Below are 14,143 nucleotides of genomic sequence, written 5' to 3'. Positions count from 1 at the left end.
CTACAGCTGAGTTCAAAACTTTCAAGATGATTTCAGCAGCTTTGTTTGGAGTGAATGTCAAAATTGCGATTGCATCGGCTACGCTTTTACCACGGATGTTGTCAAGAACAAGACGTGATTTACGAGGTGAAACACGTACTGTGCGAGCCATTGCTTTAGCTGAAGTAATTTCTGCCATTTATGTTCTCCTTATTTTCTACGTGTCTTCTTGTCGTCTGCGGCGTGACCTTTGTAAGTACGAGTTGGTGCGAATTCACCAAGTTTGTGACCTACCATGTCTTCTTGGATGTAAACAGGTACGTGTTTACGTCCATCATAAACTGCGATTGTGTAACCAATGAAACTTGGGAAGATCGTTGAACGACGTGACCAAGTTTTGATAACTTTTTTCTTTTCGTCGTTAGCTTGAGCTTCAACTTTTTTCATCAAATGCTCATCGACGAAAGGTCCTTTTTTAAGACTGCGTCCCATTTTTATATTTTCTCCTTTAAATTTTGTACCACAGCGGCTTGCGCTCACAAGGAGCGCTACCGAGCTGGCGGAATTTCCTAGTTGCTTAAGCGACTAGTTTTAAATTATTTCTCGTTGCGACGACGAACGATAAGTTTGTCAGATTTCGCTTTCTTGTTACGAGTTTTAAGACCAAGAGCAGGTTTGCCCCATGGAGTAGATGGTGCTTTACGACCAACTGGTGCTTTACCTTCACCACCACCGTGTGGGTGATCGTTAGGGTTCATTACAGAACCACGAACTGTTGGACGGATACCTTTCCAACGGCTACGTCCTGCTTTACCAAGGTTTACAAGTCCATGTTGTTCGTTTCCGACAACACCAACTGTAGCACGACAAGTTCCAAGAATCATACGAACTTCGCCTGATTGAAGACGAACAAGAACGTATTTACCTTCTTGTCCCAATACTTGAGCAGAAGCTCCAGCAGCACGAACCAATTCACCACCACGACCTGGTTTCAACTCAATGTTGTGGACCAAAGTACCAACTGGGATGTTAGCAAGTGGAAGAGCGTTACCTACTTTGATATCTGCTTCAGGACCTGAAACGATACGTTGTCCAACTTCAAGACCTTTTGGAGCGATGATGTAAGCTTTCACACCGTCAGTGTAGTGTACAAGAGCGATATTTGCAGAACGGTTTGGATCGTACTCGATAGTTTTAACAACTGCTTCAACGTTGTCTTTGTTACGTTTGAAGTCAACCAAACGGTAGAAACGTTTGTGTCCACCACCTTGGTGACGAACAGTGATACGACCGTTGTTGTTACGACCAGCCTTGTTCTTCAAAGCAACAAGCAAAGTTTTTTCAGGTGTGCTTGTTGTGATTTCAGCGAAATCCAAAGAAGTCATATTACGGCGACCGTTTGTTGTTGGTTTATAAACACGAATTCCCACGATATTTCCTCCTTAGATTATTCAGCTTCAGCAGCAAACAACTCGATTGCTTTTGAATCAGCTGTAAGAGTGATGATAGCTTTTTTAGTTTTGTTAGTAAAACCAGTGTAACGTCCAACACGTTTAGCTTTAGGTTTTACGTTGATTGTGTTAACATTTGCAACTTTAACACCTTCGAAAGCAGCTTCAACAGCTTGCTTGATCAAAAGTTTGTGCGCACGAGTGTCAACTTCAAATACATATTTGCCTGCTTCAAGTTGAGCCATTGAGCTTTCAGTGATAACAGGTTTTTTGATAACATCATACAAATTCATTATGCAAGAACCTCCTCGATTTTAGAGATAGCTGCTTGAGTAACAAGAAGTTTGTCACTATTTGCGATGTCAAGAACACTTGCAGTTGTAGCAGTCGCAACTTTCACGTTTGGAAGGTTACGAGCTGAAAGAGCTGCGAATTCGTTTCCTTCTTCAAGAATAACAAGGACTTTAGAATCGATGCTCAAAGCTGCAAGAACTTTTGCAAATTCAGCAGTTTTTGGAGCTGTAAATTCAAGAGAATCAACGGCTACAAATTTGTTTTCAGCAACTTTTTCTGAGTAAACAGATTTTAGTGCAAGGCGACGAACTTTTTGAGGAAGTTTGTACGCATAGCTACGTGGAGTTGGTCCGAAGACGATTCCACCACCACGCCATTGTGGAGAGCGGATAGAACCTTGACGAGCACGTCCAGTTCCTTTTTGACGCCATGGTTTACGTCCGCCACCTGAAACGGCTGAACGGTTTTTAACAGCGTGAGTTCCTTGACGAAGGCTAGCACGTTGGCTGATGATGACATCAAACACAACAGATTGGTTTGGTTCGATACCAAAGATTGCATCGTTAAGAACAACTTCGCCCGCTTGTTTACCAGTTTGGTCGAATAATGTTACATTTGCCATTTTGACTGTATTCCCCTTTCCTTATTATTTACCAGCTTTAACTGCTGATTTGATAGTGATAAGAGATTTCTTAGCACCTGGTACGTTACCTTTGATAAGGATAACGTTCTTTTCTGGAACAACTTGTACAACTTCAAGGTTTTGAATTGTTACACGGTCGCCACCCATACGTCCTGCAAGGTTTTTACCTTTGAATACGCGGTTAGGTGCAACAGGTCCCATAGAACCTGGACGACGGTGGTAACGAGAACCGTGAGCCATAGGTCCACGTGATTGTCCGTGGCGTTTGATAACACCTTGGAAACCTTTACCTTTAGAAGTACCAGTTACGTCAACAACATCTCCAGCTGCGAAAGTTTCAACTGTGATCTCAGCACCAACTTCCAAGCCTTCAACGTTTTTGAATTCACGAATGAAGCGCTTAGGAGCCGTGTTAGCTTTTGCTACATGTCCTTTAGCAGGTTTGTTGCTCAATACTTCGCGTTTGTCATCGAAACCAACTTGGATAGCGTTGTATCCGTCTGTTTCAACAGTTTTAACTTGAAGAACAACGTTTGGAGTTGCTTCAATAACTGTTACAGGGATCAATTCGCCAGCTTCAGTGAAGATTTGAGTCATTCCCACTTTTTTCCCTAAGATTCCTTTTGTCATGAGAAAATAGTTCCTTTTCTATATTTTTTATTCAAAAAGTTTTTAACGAGCGTTTTTTATGCTCAAGTTATCAAGCTTTAAATTAAAGTTTGATTTCTACGTTTACACCACTTGGAAGATCCAATTTCATCAAAGCGTCAACTGTTTTTTGAGTTGGGTTAACGATATCGATCAAACGTTTGTGTGTACGCATTTCAAATTGTTCGCGAGAGTCTTTGTATTTGTGAGTCGCACGAATGATTGTGTAGAGGCTACGCTCAGTTGGAAGTGGGATTGGACCCGCAACTTGTGCACCTGTACGAGTAGCTGATTCTACGATTTTTGCAGCCGCTGTGTCAAGCGTACGGTGTTCGTAAGCTTTCAAACGGATACGGATTTTTTTGTTTGCCATCTTTTTCTCCTTTTCGTCTATTTAAGATAATAGGCTAGCTCCACAAGAAAACCGACGCGCGTTGCGTGGCAATGCAACCGAGCGTGTCGCAACCTCTTGCATCAAAGCTAAAGCTGTAATTTACAGCACCATAATAGAATAACACAAAGCCCCTGCGATTGCAAGGGATTTGACAGGTTTTTTTAAATTTTTTAGATGAAACTGTTTTCTTATTCCATTTTAATAAATTTTCATATTTAAGTGCTAGATTATCTGTCTTTTCTTCTATATAATGTTAGTTTTAATTTGAAATTTATCATCTGATTGATCTACCAAGATATCAGCTCTTGACTCGGTTTCTTTATAGTATTGTAGATACTGCTCTCGTCTCATCTGCTGACTAGCCAATATAATGGATGCATCACCATTTCTCACAGTCGTATCTCGAGCTAGACGTCTCTTTAATTCAGTCTCCTCATCTGTGTAGAAACAAATGGTTTTGTCAAAGAGTTCCTTGGGTAGAAAACCTACAGACATCCCTTCGACTATCAGAATTGGTTTTACTCCCGATAAGACTTCACTAGCCTTCCAGGGTTCCTCAATTGTTAAGATGTCCATACCCGCTTGCAGAGCAAGAATATCTCTTTGTAAACTTGCCAGCTCATGCGCTACTGGTAAACATGCTGTCACCTTTTGGTCTGGTGTCTCTTTAGGTACCACTAAATGTCGTCCCGAAGTAATATAGAGATCTGTCTCTAGTAAATTTACCTTTTGTGAATCAAGTTTTTGGTACAATTCTTGAGCAAAAGTTGATTTTCCTGAGGCTCCATGGCCGTAGATACCTAGCGTTTTTATTTTTCCCGACTCTATTTCTGATACTAGTCTTTCTATTAACTCTTTTTTCTTCATTCTCTCTTCACCTGTTCATAACTCTGCTTCCCATCATTAAGCTTGTCCCAAATAACTACTTTTCCACTTTGAAGAGACTTTTGCACATCGATAATCCGTTGGTTGGAAGAGCCACGGAACTGCAACATAAGGTTGCGTTTGCTCTTATCATAGCGGCCATCGACTAGGATATCAATCAGGGATAAAAGTTCTAGTTTATCAGGCGTCTCCAACATCATTTCTTCCCAGGTGTATCCTGTCCAAGACCAGATGTCTTTTTCTGGCAATTCCTTTCGAATGCGTTTTACAAGGGGCAAAAGAATACCTGTATTGAGGAATGGCTCTCCTCCTAGCAAAGTCAATCCTTGAACATAGGGCTGGGCTAAGTCTGCCATGATTTGTTCTTCCAATTCTGGCGTATAAGGAATTCCTGCATTAAAAGACCAGGTAGCTACATTGTAGCAACCTTCACAGTGAAACATACAGCCTGCTACATAGAGAGAATTGCGCACCCCTTCTCCATCCACAAAGTTAAAAGCCTTATAGTCAATGATACGCCCTTGACTAAGCTCCTCACTCTTCCACTCGCCTGGTTTTGGTGTATTCCATGTCATGCTTTCTACTCCAACTCTATCCATAGCGCTCCGTTCCATTTCGAACATCCTCCAACTCTCCACCATTAGCTAAGATAACAGCTCGGCTTGCTGGATTTTCTGTGCTACAAGTCACCAGAGCCCGATGGATATTCTTTTCCTTGGCAATTTGTAAACCTTGGCGGAGGGACTCTTTGGCGTAGCCCTTACCTCTTTCGGAAGGGCGGATAGAATAACCAATATGTCCACCTTCCTCCAACAAATAGTCATTGAGACGCAATCGAAGGTTGAGGAATCCAACTGCTTTACCATCTTTTGCAAAAGCAACTAACTGAATATCAGGCACCCACCCTTCAGGCAAATTAATCCCCATTTCATGATTCTGATTACTTTCCAACCACTCTTCATAAACAAAATTCTCAACATCCCAAAATCCGCCATCGTGGGCTGATTGAGTCTGTTCAAACTCTTCCATCATCTCTAAAACTGCTTCTTTATCTGCCAATCTTGGTCTGCGTAATTCCATCCTTTTACCTCCTACTAAGAGAAAAGCGAGAGCTGACTCTTACTTTTTCTTGTTCTTATTTAAAAATTGTTCTCTAAGGCTAGCTACTCGGTCTTTTTTATTGACTCCACCCTTTGAATGCTTTTCGTGGAATCGTTGAACCAAGGCCTTACCCCTTATCGTCTAACTGATATTTTCCCATGCTATCTCTTTCTAATTTGTTACTTCATGCCCTGCTGTTTTAATAGTAGAACCGTTCATGTGTTTGACACGCGCAGCAATTTCCTTATGACGTCCATTCACCATCGGACGCGCTTGCGGATTTCCAAGATAGCCACAAGTCCGTTTAACAACATCGACTGTTTAAAGTTAAAAGCCTTATAGTCAATGATACGCCCTTGACTAAGCTCCTCACTCTTCCACTCGCCTGGTTTTGGTGTATTCCATGTCATGCTTTCTACTCCAACTCTATCCATAGCGCTCCGTTCCATTTCGAACATCCTCCAACTCTCCACCATTAGCTAAGATAACAGCTCGGCTGGCAGGATTTTCTGCGCTACAAGTCACCAGAGCACGATGGATGTTCTTTTCTTTAGCCACTTGTAGACCTTGACGGAGAGCTTCCTTGGCGTAGCCCTTGCCTCTTTCGGAAGGGCGGATAGAATAGCCAATATGGCCAGCATGATTCAGCAAGCCCTCATTTAGTCTCAGCCGTAGATTCAAAAAACCTAAAGCACGGCCTGATTCATCAAACAAAACGAACTGAATTGATGGAACGCGATTTTCCAGCAATCCTATTCCCATTTCTTTATTTCGGCCAGTTTCTAGCCAGTCCTCGTAAGAGAAATTCTCAATATCCCAAAATCCGCCATTGTGGGTCGATTGGGTCTCTTCAAACTCCTCTATCATATCTACAACAGCTTCCTTATCTGCCAATCTTGGTCTGCGTAATATCATCTTTACCTCCAACTAAGAGAAAAGCGAGAGCGGACTCTCACTTTTTCTTATTCTTATTTAAAAATTGCTCTCTTAGGCTAGCCACTCGGTCTTTTTTATTGACTCCACCCTTTGAATGTTTTTCGTGGAATCGTTGTACCAAGGCCTTGCCCTTATCATCTAATTGATATTTGCCCATTCTATCTCTTTCTAATTTCTTACTTCATGCCCTGCTGTTTTAATAGTAGAACCGTTCATATGTTTGACACGCGCAGCAATTTCCTTGTGACGTCCATTAACCATCGGACGCGCTTGCGGATTTCCAAGATAGCCACAGGTCCGTTTAACAACATCTACTGTTTTAGGATCACTATTGCCACAGTTAGGACATGCAAAACCTCTCTCAGTTGGATCAAAATCTCCTTCAAAATCACACTTGTAGCAACGATCAATCGGAGTATTAGTTCCTAGATAACCTACTCGATCATAAGCATAGTCCCAAACAGCTTCCAAGGCCTTTGGATTTTGTTGAAGAACTGGATACTCACAGTAGTGGATAAAGCCACCTGATGCACCCGCTTCTGGATAAACCTTCTCGAACTCCAATTTTTCAAAAGGAGTTGGATTTTTACGTACATCATAATGGAAGGAATTTGTGTAGTATTCTTTATCAGTAATGTCTGGAATAGAGCCAAATTTCTCTGTATCCAGGCGACAGAAGCGGTCTGTTAAACTTTCAGATGGTGTCGAATAAATAGAGAAATGATAACCATATTGGTCAGACCACTCTTCTACGCGACGTTTCATATCGCGAATAATATCAAGGGTGAACTCTTTGGCTTCCGGATTGTTTTCCCAATTACTACCAAAGAAGACAGTCGCCACTTCATACAAGCCGATATAGCCCAGAGAAATAGTTGCACGGCGATTCTTGAAGAGTTGATCAACACTTTCTTCTTTTCCAAGACGGCGTCCGAAGGCTCCATATTGATAAAGAATTGGTGCATTAGCTGGAGTGGCTTCCTTGGTTCTTTCCACACGATAAACCAAGGCATCTTCTGCGATATTCATACGCTCATTGAAGATTTCCCAGAACTTGTTCATGTCTCCTTCGGATTCAAGAGCGATACGAGGAAGATTGACCGTCACTACACCTAGGTTCATCCGACCAGAATTGACTTCTACTCCATTTTCATCCTTCCATCCTTGAAGGAAAGAACGACAACCCATCGGTACCTTGAAAGAACCAGTCAACTCGACAATCTTATCGTAAGATAAAACATCCGGATACATGCGCTTAGTTGCGCACTCAAGAGCCAACTGCTTGATGTCGTAGTTAGGAGAGCCTTCCTCTAAGTTAAGACCTCTTTTAAGAGTAAAGATGAGTTTAGGGAAGATGGCTGTACGGTGTTCTGAACCAAGCCCCTTGATACGAATGTTCAGGATTGCCTTTTGAATTTCGCGTTCAAAACGATTGGTTCCTAGACCGAAACCAAGGGAAGTAAAGGGTGTTTGCCCATTTGATGTAAAGAGAGTGTTAATCTCGTACTCTAAAGATTGCATGGCATCATAGATGTCTTTTTGAGTTTTCTTCCAGGCGTATTCTTCGCGTTTATCAGGTAGAACCCATTCCTCAGCATCTTTGAGGTGTTTTTGGTAATTTTTTTCTGCATAAGGAGCCAAGACTTCATCAATACGGTCTGCTGAACAGCCTCCATACTGACTTGATGCAACGTTGGCGATGATTTGTGAAATCTGCGCTGTCGCAGTTTGGATAGACTTCGGACTCTCTACCTCAGCATTCCCAATCTTAAAACCATTTTCCAACATGCCCTTGAAATCAATCAGACAGCAGTTGGTCATCGGGGTGTAAGGGCTATAGTCCAAATCGTGATAGTGGATATCCCCTTTTTGGTGGGCATTAGCTACATGCTTAGGAAGCATTTGAAGACCGATGGATTTTCCAACAATTCCTGCCGTCAAATCACGCTGGGTATTAAAAACATCACTATCTTTATTAGCATTCTCATTGACAACTGCCTGGTCTTTGTTGAGAAGTTTATGGATACTGAAGTTGATATCTGTTGCTTTTGAGCGCTCAAAATCCCTTTGAGTTCGGTAAGTGATATATTCCTCTGCCAAGGCATATTCTTTAGCTTCCAATAACTCATGTTCTACGATATTTTGGATTTCATAGATTTTTACACCTTGAGGAAAGCGACTATGAATCTCTTCTACAATACGTTCAACTAGAGTATTAAGACGCTTTTCGACCAAGGGGGTTACATCCATGACTTTTTCCGCAGCCTTGTGCAAGGCTTTGTCAATCTTATCTACATCAAAAATGACGCGTCTACCGTCACGCTTTTCGACGAATAAGGTTGGATCAGGGTTTGTTTTCTCTTCTAATACAATCATATCCAGGCTCTTTTCTTAAATTTTCTTTCTTAAAGTATTATATCACTATAAAAATAAAAATCAATATCTAGTAGCAAAATTCATATTTTCATAAAATTTACACTAGATATTGATTATTTTATTTTAATTTGTAAAGTTTAAAGTCTTTGAATTCACTTTGAACTGGTTGATAACTTTCTGCCAGAAGCTGTTCTACTTCTGTCCAGAGAGCTGTTTTGGTATTGACCACAATCACTTTAGGCTGATTATCACGTAAATCATTGACAAGTTTGCTACGATTTGCATCAAGGCCAGTATATAATTTTGGTGATAACAACTGACTAGCTGCTAAACGTTCACTAGTCTTATAACCATTAGTAAGATCATCCCATATATAAATACGATCTGTTGCCTGTGTTTGTCCTTTAACCGTAGTTTCTATACGAGTTCGTTCTTGATATTGTTCTGAGTGAAGAACATAACGAGCTACCAGAGGAGCAAAAAATAGGTAGGCCAAAGCTAACACTGGCAAATAGACATTACCCTGAAGAAATATTGCCCATATTGAAGGTACTTCTCGATGTCTTCTACGGCGATTGGCTCCTTCTAATTCCCCAGTTCGAATGTGAGTCAATAGAAGAATGGACAAGAAAGGAAGAAAAGTAGCTAGACGACTACCGTGAATCGGTTCTGTAGAGAAAATTTCCAATCCTAGTAACAATAGGATTGCTACTGAAGCAAAAATAGATAAGACGTATTGCTTGCTTGGCTTAGACTGGAAAAGCCCTGTAAATACGAATCTTAATCCTCCAAGACCAATTGTTAACAATCCATAAAAAAGGAGGTTGTCTAGCAAGAACGGATCGGACATAAACTTCAAACTATCTACTGGATAGAGAATTTGACTAATAGCATTCCCGAAACTCCCATTATAAGCCGTATAGTAACCAATTGGATAAAAGAAAAGTGAGAACCCAAGACCAGCTGCAAAGAATTGATAGAGTCCATGAATCAAGCGACCACGCCCGATATTAAAGGCTAACAAAGCAAAGAACAAGACCAGAGCATATAGAGCTGTGACTAGAGGGGCAAAGAAAAATGCTAGAGCCAGGCTAATCCCAATACGCACAAAACCTTTGTCATGATTATACTCTACCAAATACCTTGTTACTAAACTGAGAGCGTAAAATAGGAATGGAAGGGCCAAAATGGTGGCATAGCCACCGCCAAAGCTAAGTCCTCCAGCAAGAAGATAAAAGATAGTCAATACTTGTTGCGACTGCTTGTTCTCCTCCGTCAAGGTATAAGTTGAACGGAAAAGAAAAATCCCAGCACCCACTAGAGCAAGCCAAGTAAAGGCTGCAAACAAAATACTACCCTTGCTTAGATACTGTAAAAAGTAATAGAGAAGACCACTCGTTCCAAAATAGTCTGTGTAGATATCTCCACCCTGGTGCATCGCCCATCCCATATAAAAATCTTGTGCCTGCTCTGAGCTAGTTAGTCCTAGCAAAAAAGGAAGAACTACAGATACAAGTACAACTAGAGTGCTCCAGATTAGGATCTTAAATAATGGTAAGGGAGCAAACGGACTTGAATCATCCTCGAAGCGCTCCTCTCTTCCAACTAAATCATCCTGAATTCCCGTCCAAGATGGAGTTGGTTCCTCTTCTAATCTGCCATATACGTTCATTCATTCTCTCCTATGTTTTAATTTGTTCTAGTATATCAAAAAGTCTAGAGCTTGTCAGCCTGTGGTGGCCATTTGTCTAACTTTTGACAGAGATTAGCGAAGCGCTCAATCTCATAAAAACGATGATAGGAAGCATTTTTATAGTGGTCTAAAAAATTTTTTTCTTCTACCGTCAGCATAATCATTCCTCCTTTTCTCTTTATTCGAAAATAGAGGACGATTCTATCAAAAAAGCTGAATTCCCTAAAAGAGAATTCAGCACTTTGTCTTTATACTAATTCAAACCACGTCAGCGTCGCCTTACCGTACTCAAGTACAGCTTGCGGCTAGCTTCCTAGTTTGCTCTTTGATTTTCATTGAGTATTAGTCAGCCTTTTTTTCTAAGTTTTTTGAAATGCTACGATTTTTACCTTCCAGATACACCATCAAAATAGAGATATCTGCTGGGTTAACCCCAGAAATACGGCTAGCTTGACCGATGGTTTCTGGATTGATGAGTTTGAACTTCTGGCGAGCCTCAGTCGCAATCGAGTCAATATCATCCCAATCGATGTTGGCTGGAATCCGTTTTTCTTCCATGCGTTTCATCTTGGCAACTTGATCCATGGCTTTTGAAATGTAACCTTCGTACTTGATTTCTGTTTCAATCAATTCGATAATCTTGTCATCTAACTCTTCAGCAGCAGGTCCGATGAAGGCAACCACATCTTGGTAAGAGACTTCTGGACGACGGAGGAATTCCTTGGCAGTGACTGCATCAGTCAATGGTTTGAATCCCATCGCTTCAACCTTGGCGTTAGTTTCCTTGACCGGCTTGAGTTTGATGCTGTCTAGGCGTTTCATCTCATTGTCAAATTGATTTTTCTTGATCTCAAAGCGTGCCCAACGTTCATCATCAACAAGCCCAATCTCTCGTCCCATCTCAGTCAAGCGCATATCGGCATTATCATGACGGAGGATGAGACGGTATTCAGCACGACTGGTCAAGAGACGGTAGGGTTCAATGGTACCCTTTGTTACCAAGTCGTCAATCATCACTCCGATATAACCGTCGCTTCGTTTCAGAATCAACTCAGGCTTGCCTTGGATTTTCAGAGCCGCATTGATACCCGCGATAATCCCTTGACCAGCAGCTTCCTCATATCCTGATGTACCATTTGTCTGACCAGCTGTGAAAAGTCCTGAGATTTTCTTGGTTTCCAGAGTCGCACGCAATTGATGAGGCAAGACCATGTCGTACTCGATAGCATAACCAGTTCGCATCATCTCTGCATTTTCCAAACCTTTGATGGAATGTACCAAGTCACGTTGCACATCCTCAGGAAGGCTGGTTGAGAGACCTTGGACATAAACTTCTTCTGTATTGCGACCTTCTGGCTCTAGGAAGAGTTGGTGGCGTTCCTTGTCCGCAAAACGCACAATCTTGTCCTCAATTGACGGACAGTAGCGAGGCCCCACTCCCTTGACCACACCTGTAAACATAGGCGCACGGTGGAGATTGTTTTGGATAATCTCATGGCTGGTACCATTGGTGTAAGTCAACCAACATGGCACTTGGTCTTTGACATAATCTTCATCACGTGAAGTATATGAGAAGTGATTAGGCGCTTCGTCTCCTGGCTGAATCTCTGTCACATCGTAGTTGATAGAGGAAGCCTTGACACGTGGAGGTGTTCCTGTCTTGAAACGACCGATCTCGAGGCCCAATTCCTTGAGATTGTCAGCTAGGTTAATAGAAGCCAGACTGTGGTTAGGTCCTGATGAATACTTGAGATCTCCGATGATGATTTCCCCACGGAGGGCAGTCCCTGTGGTCACGATAACGGCCTTGGCAGCATATTCTTGATGGGTCGCTGTACGCACACCGACAACCTTGCCATCTTCCACCAAAATCTCATCAATCATGGTTTGACGAAGGGTGAGATTTTCTTGATTTTCAACGGTCTTGCGCATTTCCTTAGAGTAGAGTTCCTTGTCAGCTTGCGCACGAAGGGCACGAACAGCTGGACCTTTCCCAGTGTTAAGCATCTTCATCTGGATGTAAGTCTTGTCAATGGTCTTGGCCATTTCGCCACCAAGGGCATCCACTTCACGCACGACAATCCCCTTGGCAGAACCACCGATAGAGGGATTACATGGCATGAAAGCCAACATTTCAATGTTAATAGTCGCAAGCAAGACCTTGCAGCCCATACGGCTGGCTGCCAGGGATGCTTCTACCCCTGCATGTCCCGCTCCGATTACAATGATATCGTATTCTTCCGTAAAATTATAAGTCATTTCTTAACCTTTCAAAAATTTCTCGCAAATAAGGAACTAACTTCTCCTCCTCTAGAGCTTGATCCATAGTAACCCATTTAAAGTGTGTATGCTCTTCAGGATCTAATCTGATAATTGGCTTCTCCCCAACCCACTCCGCCTTATAAACTAAGCGAGTAAAGACAGTATCCTTAGAGGTATCCAGTTGACTATCTTCGTGAAGAAGTTTGAGCGAACTGCTATCTAGCCTAATTCCCGCTTCTTCAATGCATTCTCTAAGAGCTCCATCTCGCGGAAGTTCACCCTTTTCAACCCCGCCACCAGGAATATCCCAGTAAGTCGGATAAACGTTGGGTTGTCCTCTTTTAATTTCCGAACGCTGAATGAGTAAATAATCACCACCACTATGAACAAGTACATGGGCAATAAGCTTAACCATCATTTTCTCTCCTATTCGTTAAGATGGATGTGTCGTAATTGTCCGTCCCAATCTGGTAGGGCTGTCTTTAAAAAGGCTGGAACCAGCTGAATATCCTCAAGCTTGTCCAAGTCAATCCACTCACAGGGTTGCGTTTTCTCATCTTCCTGCATGGTCAACGGGGCATCTTCAAGCAAATCCACTAGATAATGAAACTCGATATTGTGATAATAGACACCGTCTTGTTCAAAACGATTTTCAACTACAAAAGCTAGTTGCCCAGCTTGAGCTTTGACACCCAGTTCTTCCCTCACTTCACGGACTACCGCATCTTCCGTTCTCTCATTGACTTGAATCGCACCACCAATAGTGTAATACTTGCCCTTGTCTTTGGTAACTAGAAGCTTGTGATTTTGGACAATCAAGGCTGTCGCCCGAACGCCAAAAACAGTATTTCCCACTTTTGTCCGAAAGTCTTGTTGAGTCATTTTTATCCTTTCCCTTAAACGACACAAAAACAGTCAAAACTCCAAAGAAGTGCAGGACAAAAAAGCCTGCAACATCCATGAGCTTTGACCATCATTTCTATTGCTTTTATTATTGTAGCAAAATGAGAACATTTGTCAATCTAAATGTACTATGATTGGCGAATTGCTTCAAAAGCTCCTTGGTCAATCTCAACTGGGTCAGAGAAAGCATCCAGAACAATCCCTCTCACAGGAAAACTCTCTATCCCTTCCGCTGCAAACAAACAGTCCGTAAGAGATAATTGCAACCAAGAAAAGCGGTCGTAATAGTCTTTGGGGATGTCTTGAGTTTCTGAGAAGCAAGGATAAAAGTAGTCATCTCCCTTTTGCAGAATATCCGGCTTTAGGCGAGCACCTTCTTGTCCGTCACTCCCATCCATCAGAGAAGGATTGAAGGGAACCCAGACTTTAGCCTGCTTCAATTCCTTAAACAAGGCCTCTATCGACTCTGTCGTTTTCTCCCTCAAATACTCTTTTTTATAGTCCGAAAGAGTCATTATCTTATCTTTTTTAGGCGTTTTCTTCTTAAAAAATTGAAACATTCTCATTCCTCTTAGAAC

General features: G+C 41.9%; 19 protein-coding genes and 1 pseudogene. All 20 read right to left on the bottom strand.

Features of this window, described 5'->3' with window-relative positions:
• The coding region (locus HMPREF1116_RS07035; protein WP_007555190.1) for a large ribosomal subunit protein uL22 at positions 1-178 on the bottom strand (178 nt) is incomplete at its 3' end.
• A gap of 11 nt (positions 179-189) precedes the next feature.
• A complete protein-coding gene (rpsS, locus tag HMPREF1116_RS07030; protein WP_000533766.1) occupies positions 190-471 on the bottom strand; it encodes a 30S ribosomal protein S19 in 282 nt (93 codons plus the stop codon).
• A gap of 104 nt (positions 472-575) precedes the next feature.
• The gene (gene rplB, locus HMPREF1116_RS07025) at positions 576-1,409 is read right to left on the bottom strand and encodes a 50S ribosomal protein L2 (protein ID WP_000512914.1); all 834 of its coding nucleotides are present in this window, start codon (positions 1,407-1,409) and stop codon (positions 576-578) included.
• A 17-nt stretch (positions 1,410-1,426) separates the two neighbouring features.
• The gene (locus HMPREF1116_RS07020) at positions 1,427-1,723 is read right to left on the bottom strand and encodes a 50S ribosomal protein L23 (RefSeq protein ID WP_001055347.1); all 297 of its coding nucleotides are present in this window, start codon (positions 1,721-1,723) and stop codon (positions 1,427-1,429) included.
• Entirely contained in the window at positions 1,723-2,346 is a 624-nt protein-coding gene (gene rplD, locus HMPREF1116_RS07015) for a 50S ribosomal protein L4 (RefSeq protein WP_000024549.1), read from the bottom strand. The genes HMPREF1116_RS07020 and rplD overlap by 1 nt, the downstream gene beginning before the upstream one ends.
• A gap of 24 nt (positions 2,347-2,370) precedes the next feature.
• Entirely contained in the window at positions 2,371-2,997 is a 627-nt protein-coding gene (rplC, locus tag HMPREF1116_RS07010; protein WP_000160197.1) for a 50S ribosomal protein L3, read from the bottom strand.
• A gap of 82 nt (positions 2,998-3,079) precedes the next feature.
• The gene (gene rpsJ / locus HMPREF1116_RS07005; protein ID WP_001284513.1) at positions 3,080-3,388 is read right to left on the bottom strand and encodes a 30S ribosomal protein S10; all 309 of its coding nucleotides are present in this window, start codon (positions 3,386-3,388) and stop codon (positions 3,080-3,082) included.
• A 264-nt stretch (positions 3,389-3,652) separates the two neighbouring features.
• A complete protein-coding gene (locus HMPREF1116_RS07000; RefSeq protein ID WP_000726037.1) occupies positions 3,653-4,276 on the bottom strand; it encodes a uridine kinase family protein in 624 nt (207 codons plus the stop codon).
• Positions 4,273-4,869, bottom strand: a complete 597-nt coding sequence (gene nrdG, locus HMPREF1116_RS06995) for an anaerobic ribonucleoside-triphosphate reductase activating protein (RefSeq protein ID WP_007555199.1) — start codon at positions 4,867-4,869, stop codon at positions 4,273-4,275. Before nrdG ends, HMPREF1116_RS07000 begins: the two co-directional genes overlap by 4 nt.
• A 16-nt stretch (positions 4,870-4,885) precedes the next feature.
• A complete protein-coding gene (locus HMPREF1116_RS06990) occupies positions 4,886-5,374 on the bottom strand; it encodes a GNAT family N-acetyltransferase (protein WP_000423397.1) in 489 nt (162 codons plus the stop codon).
• Between the two features lie 344 nt (positions 5,375-5,718).
• Positions 5,719-5,805 (bottom strand): annotated as a pseudogene (locus tag HMPREF1116_RS12125) (anaerobic ribonucleoside-triphosphate reductase activating protein); the annotation flags it as partial.
• A gap of 16 nt (positions 5,806-5,821) precedes the next feature.
• Complete coding sequence (locus HMPREF1116_RS06985) at positions 5,822-6,310, bottom strand: GNAT family N-acetyltransferase (protein WP_000603387.1); 489 nt, start codon at positions 6,308-6,310, stop codon at positions 5,822-5,824.
• Between the two features lie 37 nt (positions 6,311-6,347).
• Positions 6,348-6,488 (bottom strand): hypothetical protein, encoded by a 141-nt coding sequence (locus HMPREF1116_RS12120; protein ID WP_000521611.1) that lies wholly within the window; start codon positions 6,486-6,488, stop codon positions 6,348-6,350.
• A gap of 11 nt (positions 6,489-6,499) precedes the next feature.
• Positions 6,500-8,707 carry an anaerobic ribonucleoside-triphosphate reductase gene (gene nrdD / locus HMPREF1116_RS06975; RefSeq protein WP_000636183.1) on the bottom strand — a complete coding sequence of 736 codons (2,208 nt, stop codon included), beginning with the start codon at positions 8,705-8,707 and terminating at the stop codon, positions 6,500-6,502.
• A 118-nt stretch (positions 8,708-8,825) separates the two neighbouring features.
• Positions 8,826-10,379: a hypothetical protein gene (locus tag HMPREF1116_RS06970; RefSeq protein ID WP_001103724.1), complete on the bottom strand. Its 1,554-nt coding sequence runs from the start codon at positions 10,377-10,379 to the stop codon at positions 8,826-8,828.
• Positions 10,380-10,423: 44 nt separating this feature from the next.
• Complete coding sequence (locus HMPREF1116_RS12450) at positions 10,424-10,558, bottom strand: hypothetical protein (protein WP_000958549.1); 135 nt, start codon at positions 10,556-10,558, stop codon at positions 10,424-10,426.
• 184 nt (positions 10,559-10,742) lie between these two features.
• On the bottom strand, positions 10,743-12,659 hold the full coding sequence (mnmG, locus tag HMPREF1116_RS06965) for a tRNA uridine-5-carboxymethylaminomethyl(34) synthesis enzyme MnmG (RefSeq protein ID WP_000221901.1): 1,917 nt from the start codon (positions 12,657-12,659) through the stop codon (positions 10,743-10,745).
• Positions 12,649-13,080, bottom strand: a complete 432-nt coding sequence (locus HMPREF1116_RS06960) for an NUDIX hydrolase (protein WP_000989472.1) — start codon at positions 13,078-13,080, stop codon at positions 12,649-12,651. The genes mnmG and HMPREF1116_RS06960 overlap by 11 nt, the downstream gene beginning before the upstream one ends.
• Positions 13,081-13,088: 8 nt before the next feature.
• Entirely contained in the window at positions 13,089-13,544 is a 456-nt protein-coding gene (locus HMPREF1116_RS06955) for an NUDIX hydrolase (RefSeq protein ID WP_000193654.1), read from the bottom strand.
• Positions 13,545-13,693: 149 nt separating this feature from the next.
• Positions 13,694-14,125, bottom strand: coding sequence for an SseB family protein (locus HMPREF1116_RS06950; protein WP_000485111.1), 432 nt, complete (start codon positions 14,123-14,125; stop codon positions 13,694-13,696).
• Positions 14,126-14,143 lie beyond the last annotated feature (18 nt).

This window comes from Streptococcus sp. SK140 (assembly GCF_000259525.1).
Lineage (GTDB): Bacteria > Bacillota > Bacilli > Lactobacillales > Streptococcaceae > Streptococcus.
Note: the sequence above shows the minus strand (reverse complement) of the source record. Positions and strands in the feature narration are given on the sequence as shown.

What these genes read in the sequence shown, in the direction of transcription:
- rplD (WP_000024549.1), bottom strand. Translation starts at nt 2,346, where the DNA reads ATGGCAAATGTAACATTATTCGACCAAACTGGTAAACAAGCGGGCGAA.
- HMPREF1116_RS12450 (WP_000958549.1), bottom strand. Translation starts at nt 10,558, where the DNA reads ATGCTGACGGTAGAAGAAAAAAATTTTTTAGACCACTATAAAAATGCT.
- HMPREF1116_RS06985 (WP_000603387.1), bottom strand. Translation starts at nt 6,310, where the DNA reads ATGATATTACGCAGACCAAGATTGGCAGATAAGGAAGCTGTTGTAGAT.
- HMPREF1116_RS06990 (WP_000423397.1), bottom strand. Translation starts at nt 5,374, where the DNA reads ATGGAATTACGCAGACCAAGATTGGCAGATAAAGAAGCAGTTTTAGAG.
- rpsS (WP_000533766.1), bottom strand. Translation starts at nt 471, where the DNA reads ATGGGACGCAGTCTTAAAAAAGGACCTTTCGTCGATGAGCATTTGATG.
- nrdG (WP_007555199.1), bottom strand. Translation starts at nt 4,869, where the DNA reads ATGACATGGAATACACCAAAACCAGGCGAGTGGAAGAGTGAGGAGCTT.
- HMPREF1116_RS06970 (WP_001103724.1), bottom strand. Translation starts at nt 10,379, where the DNA reads ATGAACGTATATGGCAGATTAGAAGAGGAACCAACTCCATCTTGGACG.
- nrdD (WP_000636183.1), bottom strand. Translation starts at nt 8,707, where the DNA reads ATGATTGTATTAGAAGAGAAAACAAACCCTGATCCAACCTTATTCGTC.
- HMPREF1116_RS12120 (WP_000521611.1), bottom strand. Translation starts at nt 6,488, where the DNA reads ATGGGCAAATATCAATTAGATGATAAGGGCAAGGCCTTGGTACAACGA.
- HMPREF1116_RS07020 (WP_001055347.1), bottom strand. Translation starts at nt 1,723, where the DNA reads ATGAATTTGTATGATGTTATCAAAAAACCTGTTATCACTGAAAGCTCA.
- mnmG (WP_000221901.1), bottom strand. Translation starts at nt 12,659, where the DNA reads ATGACTTATAATTTTACGGAAGAATACGATATCATTGTAATCGGAGCG.
- HMPREF1116_RS07000 (WP_000726037.1), bottom strand. Translation starts at nt 4,276, where the DNA reads ATGAAGAAAAAAGAGTTAATAGAAAGACTAGTATCAGAAATAGAGTCG.
- HMPREF1116_RS06950 (WP_000485111.1), bottom strand. Translation starts at nt 14,125, where the DNA reads ATGTTTCAATTTTTTAAGAAGAAAACGCCTAAAAAAGATAAGATAATG.
- rpsJ (WP_001284513.1), bottom strand. Translation starts at nt 3,388, where the DNA reads ATGGCAAACAAAAAAATCCGTATCCGTTTGAAAGCTTACGAACACCGT.
- HMPREF1116_RS06960 (WP_000989472.1), bottom strand. Translation starts at nt 13,080, where the DNA reads ATGATGGTTAAGCTTATTGCCCATGTACTTGTTCATAGTGGTGGTGAT.
- HMPREF1116_RS06955 (WP_000193654.1), bottom strand. Translation starts at nt 13,544, where the DNA reads ATGACTCAACAAGACTTTCGGACAAAAGTGGGAAATACTGTTTTTGGC.
- rplC (WP_000160197.1), bottom strand. Translation starts at nt 2,997, where the DNA reads ATGACAAAAGGAATCTTAGGGAAAAAAGTGGGAATGACTCAAATCTTC.